Here is a 19593-nt window from a genome sequence, read left to right on the forward strand (position 1 = left end):
CGAGCAGCGTCGCGCGACTTTCGAAAAACGACTGCGACGCGGGGGAAAACGGAAAGTTTCCGACCTCCCGGAGCCGTTCATGAAGGGTTAACCAGTTCCGTCGAAGTCATGCGAAATATGCATGGCAGAGGCTGTCCAGACCGCCTTCAAAATAGGCAGTCTCCTGTCTATCTGAGAGGCATCGAAAGGCACGGTGCAGCCGTCGGGGTTCCGACGACGACGTGCGGAACAAGGGGGGACCGCAGGTCTCCGGGGTGAAGGTCATGTCGATCTATTCGTTCGCCAACCATGTTCGTTCCTCCGTGGAGCGTTACCGTAGCTATCGTCGCGCCGTGCGCGAACTGTCGGCCCTCGACGACCGTCAGCTCTGCGACATCGGCCTCGTGCGCAGCCGCATCGAGGAAGCCGCGCGCGGTGGCGTGCACTGATCGTCGATCCGTCGACGACGACCGAAAAGGGCGGCGTGAGCCGCCCTTTCGCTTTTCCGGGCCTTCGATCGTGCCCCTCGCCCGTCGCGTGCCACCGGGACCGGGCGCGAACCTCGTCGACTCGACCGTTCGCGATGGCTCGCCCGTCTCGCGAGCGGTCTCTCGGAGCCGCCGTGCGCTCCGCCGACCCTCGACTTGGTTGACGAAGTCTCGAGAAACGGCGTCGACATCACCCCGTCGCGGTGCCACCGATGCATGGCCCTCATGGCAGCTGCGCGTCCTGCGCGGGTGAGATGACCGCATTTGCCGCTGTCTGCCGCTGCTTCGGTCGACTGTGTGACCCATTTGGGCTGGACGGCGGCCGTGTCGCGGGCGACTCTGCCATCGAGCGTGAACCGCCGCGGACCGTCTCGAGCCCGTCACCATCGCGACGATAGGTGGGGATCCGGCCTTCGTCGGCGTATGCGAACAGGGAGCCTGTCCATCGTGAACGTCATTCGCATCGTCCCCGACCCGCGTCCCCTCATCGAGCAGAGCTTCCGCCTCGGCGAGAGCCCGATCTGGGACGACCGGCGCGAACGCCTGTTCTTCGTCGACATCGCCGCCGGCGAGATCCATCACCTGACCGCCGAAGGCTCGTCGCACCGCATGTGGTACGCGCCGCCGCCCGACCGTCCGACCGCTCTCGGTCTGACCACGGCGGGGCGTCTGGTGGTCGCCCTGACCCGTTCTGTTGTCTTCCTCGATCCCGACACCGGCGCCTGGGAGACCCTCGCCGAGATCGACGTCGGCCTCCACACCACCCGTCTCAACGACGGCAAGGTCGGTCCCGACGGCGCCTTCTGGGTCGGCTCGATGGACGAGCGTCCGCCCGAGGAGCGCCAGCCGATCGGCGCGCTCTTCCGCGTCACGCCCGACGGGCGGGTCGAGAAGAAGCTCGACGGGCTGACGGTCGCCAACGGCCTCGCCTGGTCGCCGGACGGCACCACCATGTGGCTCGCCGACAGCCGCGGGCCGTGGATCGACCGCTTCGACTTCGATCCGGCGACCGGCGAGATGTCGAATCGCACGCGCTTCGCCACGCTCGACGACGCCATGGGCCGCCCCGACGGCTGCACCTGCGACGCCGCCGGCTTCTACTGGAGCGCCGGCGTCACCGCCGGCCGTCTCAATCGCTTCGCCCCGGACGGCCGGCTGATCGAGTTCTGGGAACTGCCGGTCGCCTGGCCGACCATGCCGTGTTTCGGCGGCGAGGGTCTGCGCACCCTCTTCGTCACCTCGCTCGCCCGTCCGGGGGTCGAGCAACCGGCTTCCGCCCGCCTTCCGGCCGGCACGGTGATCACCCTGCCGGCGCAGATCTCCGGCCTGCCACCGGCGCGTTTTCCCGATCCGCGCGGCTGATGCCGGCGGGCATCGAGCCCGACCGGGTCGATCCGCTCGACGAGACATGAAAGAAGGGGCCCGCGGTGGATGCCGCGGGCCCCTTCTTTCGTGTCTCGATCGGTGCGGACGCCGTCAGGCGGCGGCGACGTCGGAGAGGAAGTGGTCGATCGCCTTCTCGAGATCGCCCGCGGTGTGCGCCACCCGTTGGGCCGCTTCCGCCACGGTGTTCGAGGCGTGCGAGGTCTCGGACGCCGCGTCGGTGACGCCGGTGATGTTGTCGGCGGCGGTGCGCGTGCCGCGCGCCGCTTCCGATACGTTGCGGGCGATCTCGGCGGTGGCCGCGCCCTGTTCCTCGACGGCGCCGGCGATGGCCGTGGTGAAGGCGTTCACCTCTTCCATGATGCGGGCGATGTCGGCGATCGCGTCGACGGCCGACCCGGTGGTCGCCTGGATCGACGAGATCTGGCTGGAGATCTCCTCGGTCGCCTTGGAGGTCTGGTTGGCCAGCGACTTCACCTCCGCCGCGACGACGGCGAAGCCCTTGCCCATCTCGCCGGCGCGCGCCGCCTCGATGGTGGCGTTGAGGGCGAGCAGGTTGGTCTGTTCGGCGATGTCGCGGATCAGACCGACGACGGCACCGATCCGGCCGGCCGCTTCGGCGAGCTCGCCGACGGTGTGGTTGGTGGTGCGCGACACCTGGGCGGCACGCTCCACCACCTCGGTGGTGCGTGTCACCTGACGGCCGATCTCGTTGACCGAGGCCATCAGTTCCTCGCCCGCGGTCGCCACGCTCTCGACGTTGGCGGAGGCTTCGCGAGACGCTTCGGCCGCGTCGCCGGCGCGGCCGGCCGTCTCCGTGGCCACCGTCGTGAGCGTCTGCGCCGTGCCGTTCATCTGTCGCATGTCCTCGCCGACCGAACCGATCAGGCCGCCAACGCGATCGCGGAAGCCGGCGATCAACGCTTCGATCTTCTGTTCGCGCGCGTGCTTGGCGGCGTTCTCGCGATCGGAGGCCCCGGCCAGTTCGCGCCGCTCGATCTCCTGACGGCGGAACATCGCCACGGCCCGCGCCATTTCGCCGATCTCGTCGTTGCGCCCGGTGTCGATGTGGACGTCGAGGTCGCCATGGCCGAGCGCCGCCATCGCTCCGCGGACGGTGGCGAGCGGGCGGGTGACCGAGCGGACCATCAGGAAGGCGAAGGCGCCGATGGCGAGACCGAAGGCGAGCGAGGCGAGCCCCATCCGGATCGCCGAGGCGCGGAACTGTGCCTCGATGTCGTCGACCCACATGCCGGACCCGAACACCCATCCCCACGGTTCGAAGCCGATCACGTAGGTGAGCTTGGGCGTGGCTTCCGTGGCGCCCGGCTTCGGCCAGAGATATCCGACCTGCCCCTGACCGGCGGCGTCGACGACCTTGATCATCTCGCGGAACAGATAGAAGCCGTTGGCGTCCTTGGTGTCGGCGAGATTCTTGCCCAACACCTGCGGATTGGGATGCGCGACGATCAGACCGCTCTTGTCTTCCGCGAAGACGTAGTTGTCGCCGTCGTATCGCATCCGGGAGATCTGTTCGACGGCGAGGCGCTGCGCCTCTTCTTTCGAGATCTCGCCCTTGACGACGCGGTCGTTGGTCGATTCCGCCACACTGACCGCCATCTGGACCAGCCGGCGCAACTCTCCGGTCTTGTTCTGCTCCAGGCTGGCGTACATCGACCACAAGCCGATGGCGCCGACGGCGAGAAGGCCGACGACCGCGACGGCGGCGACGAGAAAGAGCCGTGCGGAGATCCCGCGAAGGCGTTGTGGCATGTCCGTGCCCCCTGGTGGCCATCGGTGCGATCCGCTCCCGATGGCCCGATTACCTGACCTGAGAACGCCGGGCGTGCGGATGACGGCACTGGTAACCCCCGTTCCATTCGCCATCATTCGGTGGCAATCGTTAATCATCGGCGAATGAGAAGATCTCGATTCGAATAAAATCCGAAAAATTCTTCGTCGACACGTTTCCGTCATCCTGCTTCGGTCGTTCCGAAATTCGAAAGGCCTGAAATAACAGCAATCGAGAAAGTTGGGTGGCTGTTCAGGAATGTAGAATGTGGGTTTCTCCATTCCCGGCAGTCGTGCCGTCGCGGAATGGGCCATCTGTTACCTAAGGTGAGGGTGGTGAAGTCATACGCACAAAAGCGCATGCATCAGTAGTTGCAATTCGGAAATGAATGCTATCGGAAAGTATTTTTCCAGTCGGACCGATGTGATGTGCGTCGAGGCGGGGTTGTCGCACTCTCGGTGGCGACCCGCCCTCGTCGACGTTCGCGGCCGGGGCCGCCGATCCCCCGCCTCGGCGGGATCTCGCGGCCGGCGTGACCGGTCCGATCGGCGATCCCGCGACCGGAAGCCGAGACCCTGCGGGCGACTTCCGAGCGGGCTGCGACGCCCCGGAGGTTCGCGTCGGTGCGATTTCCGTGAGCCGCTCAGCCCTCGGCGGTGACGGGGCGATCGCTGCCGAGCGGTTCGCCGTGGCCGATCACCCGCCTCACCGCCCGTCGCGTCGCCCGGACCGAGCGCTCGACGTCGTCGATCGCCGTGTGGAGGTCGGCGATGCTGATCGAAGGTTCGGCGCGGCAATGGAAGTTGACGATGATGCCCTCTTCGGTCGCCCGCACCCGCACCGCATGGACCTCGCGCACCACGCCGCCGCGCTCCGCCGCTTCGGTGAGGTCGCGGGTGATCTCCGCCACCGTCGCCCGATCGGCGTCGAACCCGGCCAGCCGGTCGACGGTGATCGGCTCGATGTGGGTCTCCACCTCGACGCCGGGTCCCAGTTCGTCGGCGATGGCGTCCTCGAGGTTCGAAGCGATGTCGTGCGCCGTCTCGAGCGGCATCCGTCCGTCGACCTCGAGATCGAAGGAGACCGACAGGCGTTCGTCGGGAAGCGACTGCACGGTGAGATGATGAATGGCGAGAGCCCGGTTGCGGGCGATCACCATGATGCGCTCGTGCACCGTCTCGTCGTCGAGGGCGCGCGGATGGATCACCACCGAGGTCTCCGCCTCCGGCATCTCGCTCGCGAGTGCCGTCAGGATCGCGCTCTTGATCTCGGCCGTGTCCTCGAGCGACCGCGTCCGGCTCACCGCGACGTCGAGATCGACGAAGACCATCGGCCCGGAGGGGCGCGCCCGGACGCGCTCGACCAGCACCACGCCGGGAACCCGGTCGACGATGTCGCGCAGCCGGTCGGCCACCCCCTCGGGCGCCGCGTCCATCAGCGAATCGATGGTGCGTTTGCCCAACCGCCAACCGGCGAGGCAGATGAAGCCGGAGACGCCGATCGCCGCGATCGCGTCGCCGAGCGGGAAGCCGAAATAGACGAAGCCGAGACCGACGAGCACCACGGCCGAGGACCACATGTCCGAGGAGAAGTGCAGCGCGTCGGCCTCGAGCGCCTGACTGTTGGTCGCCTTCGCCACCTTCTCGAGATGGCGGGCTCGGAAGAAGTCGACGACGATCGACGTCACCACGACGCCGATCGCGACGAAACCGACCTCGACCTCACCGCCGTGGCCGACGAGCCGCTGCGTCGCCTCCCAGATGATCCAGCCCGAGGCGACGAACAGCAGGCCGGTCTCCGCCAGTGCCGCGACGCTCTCGATCTTGGCGTGACCGTAGTGGTGTTCGTCGTCGGCCGGCTTGTCGGCGATCTTCACCGCGAAATAGGTCATCACCGTCGCGCCGACGTCGAGCAGACCGTGGATCGCCTCCGAGAGCAGGCCGAGCGAGCCGGTGAAGACCGCGGCGACCGCCTTGGCGATCGTCAGCGCGGTGCTGGCGAAGATCGACGACAGCGCCGCCGTCTCTTTCTCCCGGGAATGATTTTCAGAGGCGCTCGCGGTCATTTTTCCACGTCCGTTCAAAGGGATGAGCGCATCTAGGCGCGATCGCCCCGCGGTTCAAGTGCGAAACCCGCCCGCCGCCGCGAAAGCGCGACGACCTCCGCCCGATCGCCACGCATTCGGCACCGCGCATCCTTTGCGTCGCAACATGTATTGCGGCGCGGCAACACTCGGTGATTCCCGGTGGTCGATCTCCTATCGCCGCTGGTGGCGCCGCCCGTCGCCGGATATTAACCACGCGGAAGCGTGACGCGGCGTAGGGTCGTGACGCGAATCACCCTCACCGACCGCCCTCGATCCCGATCGGACCCGACGATGCGCGCCGCGATCCTCACCCGTGCCCTGGCCGTTGCCGCCGTGACCTCCTCGCTCGCCGCGCCCGCGGTGGCGGCCGAAGACGCCGAGACGTCCCTGCGCACCCTCTATCGCATCGCGCTCTCCGCCGACATGTGCGGCTTCCCGATGCAGAAGCGGCAGGCCGAAGTGCTCGGCAAGGCGATCGACAAGGCGCTCGCCGAGAGCGGTCTCGACGAGGACAAGGCCGAGGCGCTCTACAACACCGTCGACACCGGCCTCGAGGCCGAAGGGTGGGACAAGGTCTGCGCCCAGAAGGGCGACTGGGCCCGCGACTACCGCGCCGTCCTCGCCGCCAAGACCGAGTGATCCCGCGCCCGGCCGCACGGCCCGGCGCCTCCCGTGACCTTCGACGATCTCGTACCGAGAGGATGAAGTTCCGACCTGTTCGGAACTTCTCCGCGAAGGCGAGCCCGAACGGGCGTCGGCCGGTCGGGCCGTAACCCACGAAATTCCGACGAGTCCGAATTTCGTGAACTCGGTATCACCGTCGCCGCGCCAGGAACTCCGGGCCGCGGCCGAGGATCTTCTCGTCGATGGCGCCGATCACCCGCCGATCCTTGTCGGGATAGTCGAACAGCAACAACACGTGGCGGATGGCGTTCAGCTTGAGCCGGCGTTTGTCGTTGCCGAGCACCACCGTCCACGGCGCCCCGTCGGTGTGGGTCGTCTCCAGCATGCGGTCGCGGGCGCGGGTGTAGTCGTCGTATTTGTCGACCGCCGCCAGATCGATCGGCGACACCTTCCATACCTTGAGCGGATTGTGTCGCCGGTCGTGGAAGCGGGAGAGCTGCATCTCGCGCCCGACGTCGATGTAGAACTTGACCAGCCGGATGCCCTCGTCGGTCAGCATGTCCTCGAAGCGCGGCGCTTCTTTGAGGAACATCTCGGTCTGTTCGGGGGTGCAGAACCCCATCACCGGCTCGACGCCGGCGCGATTGTACCAGGAGCGGTCGAACATCACGACTTCGCCGACGGTCGGCATGTGGCCGACGTAGCGCTGGAAGTACCACTGCCCCCTCTCGGTGTCGGTGGGCTTGGGCAGGGCCACCACGCTGGTGCGGCGCGGGCTCATGTACTGGCGGAAGGCGCCGATCAGCGAGCCCTTGCCGGCCGCATCGCGCCCTTCGAAGACGACGACGATGCGCTCGCCCTTGTCGATCGCCCAGGTCTGCAGCTTCACCAGTTCGATCTGCAGCGCCTCGAGTTCGTCGTCGAATCGATCCTCGTCGTAGGCCTCGTCGTAAGGAAAGTCGCCCGAGCCGAAGGCGTTCTTCTTCACCCAGTCCGGCAGCCGGGGATCGTCGAGGTCGAATTTTCGGATCGTCGAACCATTGTTTTCGACCTTCGCGAGATCGTCGTCTCTTCCGGCTTTCTTCTTGTCGTGGTGATGCTCACCCATGGACATCGCCCTTCCCGATTCGCCGGCCATATCCGGCGTTGCGACGAAGTGACGGCCGCATCCGTCTCCGCGACACTATCATCGTCGCGCGTCGGTGCGAGCCCCCGGCAGCCGAGAGAGGGCGGGTAGGATGTCCGGCGGTGAGAACGAAACGGCGACGACGATGGCGAACGGCACGAAAGAACCAGGCGCAGCTCGGGGCGCGGGGACGGACGGCGAGAGCCGAAACTTCGCCGAACTCGCGGCCCTCTCCGGCGCCGAAGCCGGCATGGTGGCGGTGATCGACGCCCTCGACGATCCTTGCGTTCTGATCGATGCGGGCGGCATCGTCGCCCACGTCAACGCCGAGGCGCGCGCCCGCTATCCCGGCGTCCGCCCCGGCGATCCCCTGGTCTTCCGCCTGCGTTTCACCGTGCTCCACGATGCCTTCGCCCGTGTCGTCGCCGAGGCGCGGCCCGAGACCGTCGAATGGCAGGAGAAGGTGCCGACCGATCGCTGGCTCGAGGCCCACCTCGCCCCGATCCATCGCCCGGTGGCCGACGGCGAGACGGACGCGGGGCCGCCGAGCTGGGTGCTCCTGCGCATCGAGGACCTGACCGAGACGCGCCGAGTGGAGCGCATGCGCGCCGACTTCGTCGCCAACGCCAGCCACGAGTTGCGCACCCCGCTCACCGCCGTCATCGGCTTCCTCGAGACCCTCCAGGGACCGGCGCGCGACGACGCCAAGGTGCGCGACCGCTTCCTCGGCGTCATGGCCGAACAGGCCGGGCGCATGAAGCGCCTGATCGACGACCTCTTGTCGCTCTCCCGCCTCGAGATGCGCGCCCACGTCCGCCCCGAGGCGACGGTCGATCTCTGCGAGATCCTCCGGCAGGTCGCCGATCTGGTGTCGCCGGCCGCCTCCGCCGCCGGAGTGGATCTGCAACTCTTCGGCTGCGAGACGCCGCGGACGGTGCGCGGCGACCGCGAGGAATTGCTGCAGGTCTTCACCAATCTGATCGAGAACGGCGTGAAATACGGCGGCTCCGGCGGTCGCGTCGAGGTCACCGTCGCCACCGACCCGGCCGACGCGCGCCTCGTCGTCGCCACCGTGCGCGATTTCGGCGAAGGCATCGATCCGGTCCACCTGCCGCGGCTCACCGAGCGCTTCTATCGCGCCCACACCGAGAAGGCCGGCGCGACCCGCGGGACCGGCCTCGGCCTCGCCATCGTCAAACACATCGTCACCCGCCACGGTGGCCGGCTGACCATCGAATCCGTACCCGGCGAAGGGTCCACCTTCTCCGTGCGCCTCGATCGGCGCGTCATCGCCTCGGCGAAGAGCGAAGACGGACAATAGGTTGAACCGTCACGAAACTGTCGTTTGCGTGTCATAGAAGAGGGGCCGTCGAGGCGACCCGCCGCACCTTCGCCGGTGCGCATGTCGACCGGCGACGGCGGGCGGGGCGAAGGCGTGGCCCACCCCGATGAGGAGAGCATCCGATGACCGATCACATCGTCAGTTCCTATGATCAGGAACTCCAGGGTCTCGCCGGCCAGATCGCCGAGATGGGCGGCATGGCCGAGGGTCTGGTGGCCGACGCCATCACCGCTCTGGTGCGCGGCGACACCGCGCTCGCCCAGAAGGTGATCCTCTCCGATCAGCGCCTCGACCGGCTGCAGCATCAGGTCGAGGAACAGGCGATCCGCATCATCGCCAAGCGCCAGCCGATGGCTCGCGACCTGCGCGAGATCTTCGGCGCCATGCGGGTGTCGGCCGATCTCGAGCGGGTCGGCGACCTCGCCAAGAACATCGCCAAGCGTGTCGTCGCCATGGGCGGTGTCGTCCAGATCAAGCGCATCGTCATCGGCGTCGAGCATCTCTCCGAGATCGCGCTCGAGCAGTTGAAGAACGTGCTCGACAGCTACACCTCGCGCGACGCCGCCGAGGCCATGGCGGTGCGCAATCGCGACGACCAGATCGACGCGCTCTACACCTCGCTGTTCCGCGAACTCCTCACCTACATGATGGAGGATCCGCGCAACATCACCTTCTGCACCCACCTCTTGTTCTGCGCCAAGAACGTCGAGCGCATCGGCGACCACGCCACCAACATCGCCGAGATCGTCCACTACGTGGCCACCGGCGAACAGCTTCTCGACGAGCGCCACAAGATCGACGAGACCGCGGACATGCCGCCGGTGGCACAGGGCTGAGACGGGGACGGGCGATGGCGCGCGTGTTGATCGTCGAGGACGAGGAGGCGCTCGGTCTCCTCCTGCGCTACAACCTCGAAGCGGAGGGCTACGACGTCGAAGTCGTCACCCGCGGCGACGAGGCCGACACGCGGCTGAAGGAGTCGGTTCCCGATCTCCTCATCCTCGACTGGATGCTGCCCGGCCTCTCCGGCATCGAGCTGTGCCGCCGCCTGCGCGCCCGCCCCGAGACCGAGCGCCTGCCGATCATCATGCTCACCGCCCGTGGCGAGGAGAGCGAGCGCATCCGCGGTCTCGCCACCGGTGCCGACGACTACGTCGTCAAGCCGTTCTCGACGCCGGAACTGATGGCCCGCGCCCGCGCCATCCTGCGCCGCGCCCGCCCCGAACTCGTCTCCACCGTGTTGAAGGCCGGCGATCTCGAGATCGATCGCGAGACCCATCGGGTACGCCGGTCGGGGCGCGAGATCCATCTCGGCCCGACCGAATACCGCCTGCTCGAGTTCCTCATGCAGTCGCCCGGCCGGGTCTACTCGCGCGAGCAACTGCTCGACGGCGTGTGGGGCATGGACGTCTATGTCGACGAACGCACCGTCGACGTCCACATCGGCCGCCTGCGCAAGGCGATCAACCGCACCCGCGATCGCGACCCGATCCGTACCGTCCGCGGTTCCGGTTACGCCTTCGACGACCAGTTCACCGCCTCCGCCGGCTGACGGTCGGCGCGGTCCGGACCCGGTCCGCCTCGCATCGCCCGCTCCCGAAACGAAAGAGAGCCCGGAGGATCGCCTCCGGGCTCTCTTCGCGTTCGCTGCGGCCGACGGGGTCTCAGCCCCGCATCATCCGCCTGTCCTTGCGGCGGTCGGAGACCGGCTGATAGGCGATGCGGGCGTGGTAGCCGCAGTAGGGGATGCCGACGTCGGAGCGACGGGCGCAGAAGTGGAAGTCGGCGGCGCTCGGGTCGCCGATCGGCCACTTGCAGGTCTGCTCGTTGATCTGCAGCACCGAGGCGTTGGCGATCAACGGCTCCTCGGAGAGCGAATAGATCGCCGGCTGCGGCGCCGGCTGGGGGCGGGCGACGGGCGCGGAATCGGCCTTCAGCGCCACCGCGCCGATCGACACCGGACCGCCGGAGGCGCGTCCCGACGACGTCGCCGGCCGGCTCGCCGGCTTCTTCGGACGGGCCGCCTGCGGCTGCGGCGCCTTGGCCCGGCCGGAGAGGCCGAGACGATGCACCTTGCCGATCACCGCATTGCGGGTGACACCGCCGAGTTCACCGGCGATCTGACTGGCGGAGAGCCCTTCGCTCCACAGCTTCTTCAAGAGCTCGACCCGCTCGTCGGTCCAGGAGATCATCGCGTCCTCGCTGTCGGTGTGCGCACCCCGTCTTCGAATCCCTCTCCATCCGGAGGGATCCTCCGGTCGACGTGGGGGTTCCACGCCGGACGAACGATGGCGGGAGACTCGGGGACTGAGGGTACGCCGCACGAGATGTCGTGCTTAATGAAAGGTAAACTACACTATCCGTAGACTCGGCTTCAACCCGCCGGCCGTCGCTTTCGGTGGATGAACGATGCCTTTTCCCCAGCCTTGAGTCCGATCTGCAACAGCGGGTGCTCGACGTCTCGCCCACGCGCGCCGCGACCCTCCGCCGCCGTCGCCGCGGCGAATTCGAAGGCGCGGAAACGTTGACATTTCCGGCCGTTCTCCTGCATTATGCGGGCGAAACCCGGTGCCGCCGTCGAGGCGGCATCGTTCGTTTTCGGCCCTCCGTTCCGTGACGTCCGGATGGGCCGTTCCAACCGAAATCGGGATGTCGGACCTCGGCGTGCCCGGTCGCGGATCTCGGCTCCTCGCATCGGGAGACGGGACCCTCCGCGCCGCCGCCGTGGATTTCGCTTTCCCGGACACGATCGCCGGAGACGTACCATGACCGAGACCTCGCTCTTCTCGACCTTCGCTCGGGCCGATCTCGCCTTCGAGCGAGGCGAGGGCGTGTGGCTCGAGACCGCTTCGGGCGAGCGCTATCTCGACATGATGGCCGGCATCGCGGTCAACGCGCTCGGCCACTGTCATCCCCATCTCGTCGCCGCCCTGAAGGATCAGGCCGAGAAGCTGTGGCACGTGTCGAACGTCTTCGCCGCGCCCCATCAGGAGCGTCTCGCCCGTCGCCTCACCGAGACCTCCTTCGCCGACCGGGTGTTCTTCACCAACTCGGGCGCCGAGGCGCTCGAATGCGCCATCAAGACGGCGCGTCGCTGGCAGTGGTCGAAGGGCCGGCCGGAGCGCTATCGGCTGATCACCTTCGAGGGCGCCTTCCACGGCCGCACGCTGGCGACCATCGCCGCCGGCGGCCAGGAGAAGTACCTCGAAGGCTTCGGCCCCAAGGTCGAAGGCTTCGACAGCGTCGAGGGTTTCGACGAGGCCGCGGTGCTCGCCGCCATCGGTCCGGAGACCGCCGGCATCCTGATCGAGCCGATCCAGGGTGAAGGTGGCGTGCGGCCGGCGCCGGCCTCCTTCCTGTCCTGGCTGCGCAATCTCTGCGACGAACTCGACCTGCTGCTGATCTTCGACGAGGTCCAGTGCGGCCTCGGCCGCACCGGCCACCTGTGGGCCTATCAGTCGGTCGGCGTCACCCCGGACATCCTCGCCTCGGCCAAGGGCATCGGCGGCGGCTTCCCGCTCGGCGCCTGCCTCGCCACCGAGGACGCCGCGTCCGGCATGACCGCCGGCACCCACGGCACCACCTACGGCGGCAACCAGCTCGCCATGGCGGTCGGCAACGCCGTTCTCGACGTCGTCCTCGCCCCCGGCTTCCTCGACGAGGTCAAGCAGAAGGGTCTGAAACTCAAACAGAAGCTCGCCTCGCTGGTCGATCTCCACGACGGCATCTTCGAGGAGGTGCGCGGCGACGGCCTGCTGCTCGGCCTGAAGTGCCGGGTGCCGGCGGCGCGCGCCGTCGCGGCGATGCGCGAGAGCAAGCTGCTCACCGTCGGCGCCGGCGACAACGTCGTCCGTTTCCTGCCGGCCCTGGTGGTCGGCGATGCGGAGATCGACGAGGCGGTGGCGCGGGTCGAAGCGGCCGCCCATGCCCTGGAAAGTGGATACGGACTCGGCGAGAAGGGAGCCGCGGCGTGATGTTGAAGAGCGGTGAACGTCATTTTCTCGATCTGACCGACGTCTCCGGCGCCGAGTTGCGCGCCATCATGGAGGAATCGAAGCGCCTGAAGAGCGTCCGCGACGGCGCCTTCGCCAACCAGGGTCCGCTCGCCGGCAAGGTGCTGGCGATGATCTTCGAGCGTCCCTCGACCCGCACCCGCGTCTCCTTCGACGTCGGCATGCGCGAGCTCGGCGGTCAGACGGTGATGCTCACCGGCGAGGAGATGCAGCTCGGCCGCGGCGAGACCATCGCCGACACCGCCCGTGTGCTCTCCCGCTACGTCGACGCCATCATGATCCGCATCCTCGATCACGACGCGCTGAAGGAACTGGCGGCCAACGCCACCGTGCCGGTGATCAACGGCCTGACCAAACATTCCCATCCCTGCCAGATCATGGCCGATATCCTCACCTTCGAGGAGCATCGCGGCCCGATCGCCGGCAAGACGGTGGCCTGGACCGGCGACACCAACAACGTGCTGGCCTCGTGGATTCACGCCGCGGCGCGCTTCGACTTCAACCTGCGCATCGCCACCCCGCCGAGCCTCGCCCCCAAGACCGACATCGTCGCCTGGGCTCGCAAGAACGGCGCTTCGGTGCACCTCACCACCGACGCCCACGAGGCGGTCGACGGCGCCGACTGCGTCGTCACCGACACCTGGGTGTCGATGGGCGACGACGAGAGCGAGCGCCGCCACAACCTGCTGAAGCCGTTCCAGGTCAACGGACGCCTGATGGCGGCGGCCAATCAGGACGCCATCTTCATGCACTGCCTGCCCGCCCATCGCGAGGAGGAGGTGACCGAAGAGGTGATCGACGGCCCGCAGTCGGTGGTCTTCGACGAGGCGGAGAACCGCCTCCACGCCCAGAAGGGCGTGCTCGCCTGGTGTCTCGGGGCGGTCGGAGCCTGATACCCTCGCAATGCCGGGGGCGACGCCCCATATCGACGCCAATCCGAGCCGGCCGGCCTCGTGACGAGGAGGCCGGCTCGCTTCTTTCCGTGAGCCCGAGACCGACATGAGCGACACCGCCGCCCTCGACACCGTCCTGCCCTTCGCCGTGCCCGAGCTCGACGTGCGCGGCCGTGTCGTCCACCTCGGCCCCGCCCTCGATGCCATCCTCGCCCGCCACGCCTATCCCGAGCCGGTCGCCCGCCTCCTCGCCGAGGCGATCGCGCTGACGGCACTGATCGGCACCTCGCTCAAGTTCCAGGGCCGCTTCACCGTCCAGACCCGCACCGACGGTCCGGTGTCGATGCTGGTGGTCGATTTCCAGACGCCCGACGGCATCCGCGCCTATGCCAGCTTCGACGCCACCGCGGTCACCGCCGCCATCGCCGAGGGTCGCGCCGCGCCGGCCGACCTGCTCGGCCGCGGCCACCTCGCCATGACCATCGACCAGGGCGGCGCGATGAAGCCCTATCAGGGCGTCGTCGTCCTCGACCACACCAGCCTCGAGGAAGTCGCCCACGTCTGGTTCACCCAGTCCGAACAGATCCCGACCCGCGTGCGTCTCGCCGTCGCCGAGGTGTTGACCCGCGACGGCGGCGGCGCGGCCCGCCACACCTGGCGCGCCGGCGGTCTGCTGCTGCAGTTCCTCCCCGAGAGCGAGGACCGCGTCCGCACCCGCGACCTCCACCCCGGCGACGCGCCGGAGGGTCACGAGGCCCACCACGTCGAACCGGACGAGGCCTGGGCCGAGGCCGAAGCCCTCGTCGCCACGGTCGAAGACGTCGAACTGACCGATCCGGAGGTCTCGGCCGAGCGGTTGCTCTACCGCCTCTTCCACGAACGCGGCGCCAGGGTCTTCGACCGCCAACCTGTGGTCGAACGCTGCCGTTGCTCGCGCGAGCGCGTCGCCGGCATGCTCGCCCAGTTCACCGCCGAGCAGGTCCACGACATGACCGTCGACGGCCACATCTCCGTCACCTGCGAATTCTGCTCGGCGAAATACGACTTCGATCCGAAGGACATCCGCCCGGCGGAATGAGCCGGCCTCACTTCGCCGGCGATCGGCGCGGGGCGGTCATGGCGACCACGCTCGCGACCACCGCGACGAGACCGATCCAGGCCGTCGGTTGCAGCCGTTCGCCGAGGAAGACGGCGCCGATGGCGACCCCGATCGGTACCCGCAGGTAGGCCTGCGCCGTCGTCCCGACGGTGCCGAGCGTCCGGATCAGGCGGAAATAGAGCGTGAAGGCGAGGGCGGTCGACGCCACCGCGAGCACCACCAGCGCCGTGAGCGACGCGGAGGAGGGCGAGATCGTCCACGGCCGTTCGACCACCACGGCGAGCGGGACCAGCGCCGCCGTGCCGACGATCAGCGTTCCGGCCGCCGGCACCATCGGGTCTTGCCCGTGGAAGCGCTTGCCCCAGATCGCCGCACCGGCATAGCAGATCGACGCCACCACGATCGCCAGATCGGCCACCACCTCGCGCCCGATCCCCGCCACCGCATCGCCGCCGACGATGAGGACGATGCCGGCGAGCCCGATGGCGACGCCGACCGCCGATCAATGGTCGACCCGCTCGTGGCGGGTGATCGTCGCGGTGATCAGGAAGGCGAAGATCGGCGTCGTGGCGTTGAGGATCACCGCCGGCCCGGCTTCGATCGTCTGTTCCGCCCAGGCGATCAGGGTGAAGGGCACGACGCTGTTGAGACCCGCCTGGACGGCGAAGTATCTCCAGGTGGCGCGGTTGCGCGGCATCGCGATGCCGCGGTGGGCGAGAACGAGCCAGAGCACCGCCCCGGCGGTCGCCGTCCGCGCCGCGATGAAGGTGATCGGCGGGATCGTCTCCACGCCGATGCGGATCAGCGTGTAGGAACCGCCCCACAGGGTCGCGAGCAGGAGCAGGAGGAGGAGTTCGCGCGGTCGCGAAACGGCGGCGGATTCGGTCATGGGAGCCTCGATCTCGAAGAACACCGGCCCTGATACGAAATTCGGAGGAATCCATCCGAATTTCGTATTCCGCTCGTCGAAGAGCCCGTCCGAACAAGGGCTTTCGACGAGTAGGATCCGGCATCGCGCAGCGATTTGCGGGATCCCGTATGAATAGTCCGCGCCCACACCGCGATGTTTCGGCCGGGACCGAAGCGTCGCCGGCTGACGGTGCCGAGCGATCGGTCTATCGTGGCGCGATGATCGAGGTCGTCGCCCCCACCACCGTCGCCTTCGCCTCCGCCAACACCGTCGCCGAGGTCGCCGCGGCGATCGGCGATCCGGTGCGCGCCGCCATGCTGATGGCGCTGATGGACGGTCGCGCCCGCACCGCCGGAGAACTCGCCGTCCTCGGCGGCATCACCGCCCAGACCGCCAGCGGCCACCTCGCCCGCATGGTCGAGGCCGGGTTGGTCGTGGCCGAGAAGCAGGGGCGTCACCGCTACGTCCGGCTCGTCGATCCGGCCGTCGCCGCGGCGTTGGAATCGCTGATGGCGGTCGCCGCGATCGCCCCGCCGCGCCATCGGCCGACCGGCCCGTCCGACGCCGCTCTGCGTGAGGCTCGCACCTGCTGGGACCACCTCGCCGGCCGTCTCGGCGTCGCCCTCGCCGACGCCCTGGCCCGTGACGGCCGGGTCGTTCTCGCCGACGGCGCCGCGCTGGTCACGGACGTCGGCGAAGCCTTCTTCTGCGACTTCGGCGTCGATCTCGGTCGGCCTCCGGCGGCGAGCCGCCGACCGCTCTGTCGCGCCTGCCTCGACTGGAGCGAACGTCGCCCCCATCTCGGTGGCCGGTTGGGCGCGGCTCTCCTCGACCGCTTTCTCGAACTCGGTTGGCTGGTTCCCGGCCCGCGCGATCGGGCGCTGCGTCTCACGCCACCAGGCCGAAGCGGTTTCGCCGAGAGCTTCGGCGTCGAGGTCAGCCGAGCGCCAACTTGAGGCCGACGAGCGCCAGCACCCCGGCGAGCAGCGGCCGCAGGATCCGCTCCGAAGCGCGCGGCGCCAAGAGGCTGCCGATCAGGATGCCGGGGATCGATCCGGCGAGAAGCTGGCCGAGTAGGACCAGGTCGACCGAACCGATCCACCAATAGCCCGCCCCGGCGATCAGGGTCAGCGGCACCGCGTGCGCGATGTCGGACCCGACCAGCCGCACCAGCGGCAGATTGGCGTAGAGGATCAGCAGCACGGTCATGCCGATCGCGCCGGCGCCGACCGACGAGATCGAGACGACGAAACCGAGCACCGCCCCGGTGATCACCGTCGCGATGGCGCGTGTCCGCGGCTTCGGCGTTTCCGAGAACCGCTTCTTCGCCCAGGCGAGGATCCGGGAGCGGAAGAGCAGCGAAATCGAGGTGACGATCAACGCCCACCCGAGGATGGTGGCGATCGACCTGCCCGCATCGCCATATGCCTCGATCCGCGACAGCACGAAGAGCGTCGCCGCCGTCGCCGGCACGCTGCCGGCGGCGAGGAGCCCGGTCACCGCCCAGTCGACCGAACGGTTGAAGCCGTGAGCCACCACGCCGGCGCTCTTGGTCAGGGCCGCGAACAGGAGGTCGGTGCCGACCGCCGTCACCGGATGGACGCCGAACAGCAGCACCAGCAGCGGCGTCATCAAGGAACCGCCGCCGACGCCGGTCATGCCGACGAGAACGCCGACTCCGAATCCGGCGGTGACGTGCGCCGGCTCGAGGAGGGTGAGGAGAGACAAGGGACGACGACCTTTCGGGCGACACGCCATCGGCCCGGTCGGCCGTCGGCCGCGAGCCGCGCGAGGGAGAGAAGCGTCGCCGCCGCGGCTGCCGCACCGCACCGACCGACGCCGTCGATCGTCTCCGATCATCCTGTCCCGCGGCCGCGCCGCCAAGGCAAGCGGTCCCGAAGTCGGCGGGCGAGGCGGCATGGATTTCCGATTCACGACCGGTCGGCGGAAGCCGCCCGGTTCCCGACGCACGTTTCCGGTGGTCTCACGCCGCCGGTGGCGCGAAACCGAGGGCGAAGCCGGCGAGCGTGTCGCAGGCGTGGGCGATGTTGCCCTTGAGCGTCGCCGGCGACGAGCCGCGCGGCCCGAAATCGTGGCTGCCGTCCTCGATCCACTCGAACCGCGTGTGCGGCCCGACCGCGAGGTCCTCGACCTCGCCGCGATTGCCGAACTCGTCGCGCTCGCCCTGCAGCACCAGCGTCGGCAACAGGCCGTTCGCCAGCGGCGCCAGCCGGATCTCCTCCGGCCGGCCGGGCCCGTGGAACGGATAGCCGAGGCAGGCGACGCCGACGACCGCGGCCGGCAGCGGCGCTCCCGCGGTCATCGTCGCGACGCGCCCGCCCATCGACTTGCCGCCGACGACGATCGGCCCGACTCGTTCGGGCGCGGCGGCGACCGCCTCGATCGCGGCGCGGAACTCGGGGATCAGCTTCTCCGCCTTGGGCGGCGGCGCCTTCTTTCCCGTCGTCCGTCGCTTCGCCATGTAGGCGAATTCGAACCGCGCGACCGTGATCCCGCGCGCCGCCAGCCCTTCGGCGATCCGCGTCATGAAGCTCGAATCCATCGGCGCACCGGCGCCGTGAGCGAGGAGGACGGTGGCGCGGGCGTCGTCGGCGACGGTCCACAGGAGGTCGGGCATCGAGGCGATCCGTTCGAAGGGTCAATAGTAGCTGCGCGGGAACCAGCGCAGATAGATCTCGGCGAGCTTGCCGTCCTCGGCGAGCCGCTGCAGCGCATAGTCGAGGGCGACCCTCAGGCGATGGTTGCCCTTCGCCACCGCGATCCTCAGGCCTTCGCCGAAATAGGCGCTCTCCAGCCAGGGGCCGCCGCGGAAGAGGCAGCAGCCGTGCGCGGTTTCGCCGTCGAGCCAGAAGGAGAGGGCGATGGCGTCGCCGAAATGCGCGTCGACCACGCCGTCGCGTAGCGCGTCGCGCGCCGCCGCCTCGTCGGGATAGGCGGCGATGCGCGATTTCGGGAAATTGTCGAGGATGAAGCGCTCGTGCGCCGAACCCGAGACCACCGAGATCCAGCGGCCGGTGAGCTGCTCCGGGATGGGCTCGAGCGTGGCGCCGTCACGCATGACGAAGCGGCCGGGCGTGGTCAGGTAGGCGGCGGAGGTCTCCAGCCGCTGCCGCATCTCCGCCGTCACCCTGAGGCCGGCGACGATGGCGTCGCCGCGCTTCTCCGAGAGCGCCGTGGCGAGATCGCCGAAGGGGCGCATCTGGATGGTGCAGGTGGCACCGAGTTCCTCGCACAGCATCCGCGCCAGATCGACGTGGTAGCCGGTCAGCCGCCCGCCGGAATCGAGGAAGCCGAAGGGCGGGAAGTCGCCGGAGGTAAGGAAGCGGATGGTGCCGACGTCGCTCGCCGGTTTGCGCGGCCGGCTCTCCGGATCCCAGAAATTGGGGAAGGGGACCCGCGGCAACGCCTGCTTCGCCACCGCTTTCGGCTCCTCCGCCGGGCTCGCCGGCGGCGGCGAGGCCACGGCGGGAGCGGGCGCCGGCTTCGCCGCCTCGACGGCCGGTGGCGGGCTCGGCGTCGGTTTCCGGTTCGTCTGCGCGAAAGACGATTGCGCCCACGTCAGTACGACTACCGAAGCGAGTAGAAACGCCGGTTTCGACGAGACAGAGCGGAGCATCGATGCAATCATGACGTGCCGTCGGTTGTGCCGTACACGGCTCTCGAGCCGCAGGATTCGTCCGGGCCCGACAATAGAGCAAGTTCCGATCAGGTTGGAACGACCCGATCGAAAAGAACCTGCTCCCGGAGGGGAGCGGGCCGGAAACCGATCCGGCGCGCGAGTGATGAGACCTGTGCGCGGATAGGTCTCGACGACCGTCATCTGACGTGATTCACTCA

17 protein-coding genes and 1 pseudogene are annotated in these 19593 nt (G+C 68.7%); 10 read left to right on the forward strand and 8 right to left on the reverse strand.

Annotated elements, in window-relative coordinates; genetic code table 11:
* The first annotated feature begins 263 nt into the window (after positions 1–263).
* Both V7Q42_RS17460 and V7Q42_RS17465 read left to right on the forward strand, forming a co-directional pair.
* On the forward strand, positions 264–428 hold the full coding sequence (locus V7Q42_RS17460; RefSeq protein ID WP_333825389.1) for a DUF1127 domain-containing protein: 165 nt from the start codon (positions 264–266) through the stop codon (positions 426–428).
* 486 nt (positions 429–914) lie between these two features.
* The gene (locus V7Q42_RS17465; RefSeq protein WP_333825390.1) at positions 915–1829 is read left to right on the forward strand and encodes an SMP-30/gluconolactonase/LRE family protein; all 915 of its coding nucleotides are present in this window, start codon (positions 915–917) and stop codon (positions 1827–1829) included.
* 114 nt (positions 1830–1943) lie between these two features.
* Here the strand turns inward: V7Q42_RS17465 and V7Q42_RS17470 are convergent, their stop codons facing one another.
* On the reverse strand, positions 1944–3623 hold the full coding sequence (locus V7Q42_RS17470; protein WP_333825391.1) for a methyl-accepting chemotaxis protein: 1680 nt from the start codon (positions 3621–3623) through the stop codon (positions 1944–1946).
* A 662-nt stretch (positions 3624–4285) separates the two neighbouring features.
* Positions 4286–5707, reverse strand: a complete 1422-nt coding sequence (locus tag V7Q42_RS17475; RefSeq protein WP_333825392.1) for a cation diffusion facilitator family transporter — start codon at positions 5705–5707, stop codon at positions 4286–4288.
* A gap of 312 nt (positions 5708–6019) precedes the next feature.
* On the opposite strand from V7Q42_RS17475, the gene V7Q42_RS17480 reads away from it, so the two are divergent.
* Positions 6020–6367 (forward strand): hypothetical protein, encoded by a 348-nt coding sequence (locus tag V7Q42_RS17480; protein ID WP_333825393.1) that lies wholly within the window; start codon positions 6020–6022, stop codon positions 6365–6367.
* A gap of 175 nt (positions 6368–6542) precedes the next feature.
* Here V7Q42_RS17480 and ppk2 read toward each other — a convergent pair whose 3' ends face one another.
* On the reverse strand, positions 6543–7460 hold the full coding sequence (gene ppk2 / locus V7Q42_RS17485; protein ID WP_333825394.1) for a polyphosphate kinase 2: 918 nt from the start codon (positions 7458–7460) through the stop codon (positions 6543–6545).
* 130 nt (positions 7461–7590) lie between these two features.
* Here ppk2 and V7Q42_RS17490 point away from each other — a divergent pair, with 130 nt between their 5' ends.
* The 3 genes from V7Q42_RS17490 to phoB all read left to right on the forward strand — a co-directional run bounded on the left by V7Q42_RS17490 (position 7591) and on the right by phoB (position 10372).
* A complete protein-coding gene (locus V7Q42_RS17490) occupies positions 7591–8799 on the forward strand; it encodes an ATP-binding protein (protein ID WP_333825395.1) in 1209 nt (402 codons plus the stop codon).
* A gap of 143 nt (positions 8800–8942) precedes the next feature.
* Positions 8943–9656 carry a phosphate signaling complex protein PhoU gene (phoU, locus tag V7Q42_RS17495; RefSeq protein ID WP_333825396.1) on the forward strand — a complete coding sequence of 238 codons (714 nt, stop codon included), beginning with the start codon at positions 8943–8945 and terminating at the stop codon, positions 9654–9656.
* Positions 9657–9670: 14 nt separating this feature from the next.
* Entirely contained in the window at positions 9671–10372 is a 702-nt protein-coding gene (phoB, locus tag V7Q42_RS17500) for a phosphate regulon transcriptional regulator PhoB (RefSeq protein WP_333825397.1), read from the forward strand.
* A 112-nt stretch (positions 10373–10484) separates the two neighbouring features.
* Here the strand turns inward: phoB and V7Q42_RS17505 are convergent, their stop codons facing one another.
* Positions 10485–11009, reverse strand: a complete 525-nt coding sequence (locus V7Q42_RS17505) for a GcrA family cell cycle regulator (RefSeq protein WP_333825406.1) — start codon at positions 11007–11009, stop codon at positions 10485–10487.
* Between the two features lie 576 nt (positions 11010–11585).
* Between V7Q42_RS17505 and V7Q42_RS17510 the strand changes: the two genes are divergently transcribed.
* The 3 genes from V7Q42_RS17510 (at position 11586) to V7Q42_RS17520 (ending at position 14804) form a co-directional block, all read left to right on the forward strand.
* Positions 11586–12794: an aspartate aminotransferase family protein gene (locus V7Q42_RS17510; RefSeq protein ID WP_333825398.1), complete on the forward strand. Its 1209-nt coding sequence runs from the start codon at positions 11586–11588 to the stop codon at positions 12792–12794.
* Positions 12794–13726 (forward strand): ornithine carbamoyltransferase, encoded by a 933-nt coding sequence (argF, locus tag V7Q42_RS17515; protein WP_333825399.1) that lies wholly within the window; start codon positions 12794–12796, stop codon positions 13724–13726. Before V7Q42_RS17510 ends, argF begins: the two co-directional genes overlap by 1 nt.
* Before the next feature lie 106 nt (positions 13727–13832).
* The gene (locus V7Q42_RS17520; protein WP_333825400.1) at positions 13833–14804 is read left to right on the forward strand and encodes an Hsp33 family molecular chaperone; all 972 of its coding nucleotides are present in this window, start codon (positions 13833–13835) and stop codon (positions 14802–14804) included.
* 7 nt (positions 14805–14811) lie between these two features.
* Here the strand turns inward: V7Q42_RS17520 and V7Q42_RS17525 are convergent.
* Positions 14812–15714 (reverse strand): annotated as a pseudogene (locus tag V7Q42_RS17525) (DMT family transporter).
* A gap of 239 nt (positions 15715–15953) precedes the next feature.
* Between V7Q42_RS17525 and V7Q42_RS17530 the strand changes: the two are divergent.
* Positions 15954–16691, forward strand: a complete 738-nt coding sequence (locus tag V7Q42_RS17530) for an ArsR/SmtB family transcription factor (protein ID WP_333825401.1) — start codon at positions 15954–15956, stop codon at positions 16689–16691.
* On the opposite strand, the gene V7Q42_RS17535 is transcribed toward V7Q42_RS17530, so the two are convergent.
* From V7Q42_RS17535 to V7Q42_RS17545, 3 genes are all read right to left on the reverse strand, one after another.
* Complete coding sequence (locus tag V7Q42_RS17535; RefSeq protein WP_333825407.1) at positions 16672–17394, reverse strand: sulfite exporter TauE/SafE family protein; 723 nt, start codon at positions 17392–17394, stop codon at positions 16672–16674. The genes V7Q42_RS17530 and V7Q42_RS17535 overlap by 20 nt on opposite strands.
* A gap of 325 nt (positions 17395–17719) precedes the next feature.
* On the reverse strand, positions 17720–18373 hold the full coding sequence (locus V7Q42_RS17540) for an alpha/beta fold hydrolase (protein WP_333825402.1): 654 nt from the start codon (positions 18371–18373) through the stop codon (positions 17720–17722).
* A gap of 21 nt (positions 18374–18394) precedes the next feature.
* On the reverse strand, positions 18395–19174 hold the full coding sequence (locus tag V7Q42_RS17545; RefSeq protein ID WP_333825403.1) for a transporter substrate-binding domain-containing protein: 780 nt from the start codon (positions 19172–19174) through the stop codon (positions 18395–18397).
* Between the last annotated feature and the right edge of the window lie 419 nt (positions 19175–19593).

Origin of the sequence: Pinisolibacter sp., assembly GCF_036782435.1 — a bacterium.
Taxonomy (GTDB): domain Bacteria; phylum Pseudomonadota; class Alphaproteobacteria; order Rhizobiales; family Ancalomicrobiaceae; genus CALBKH01.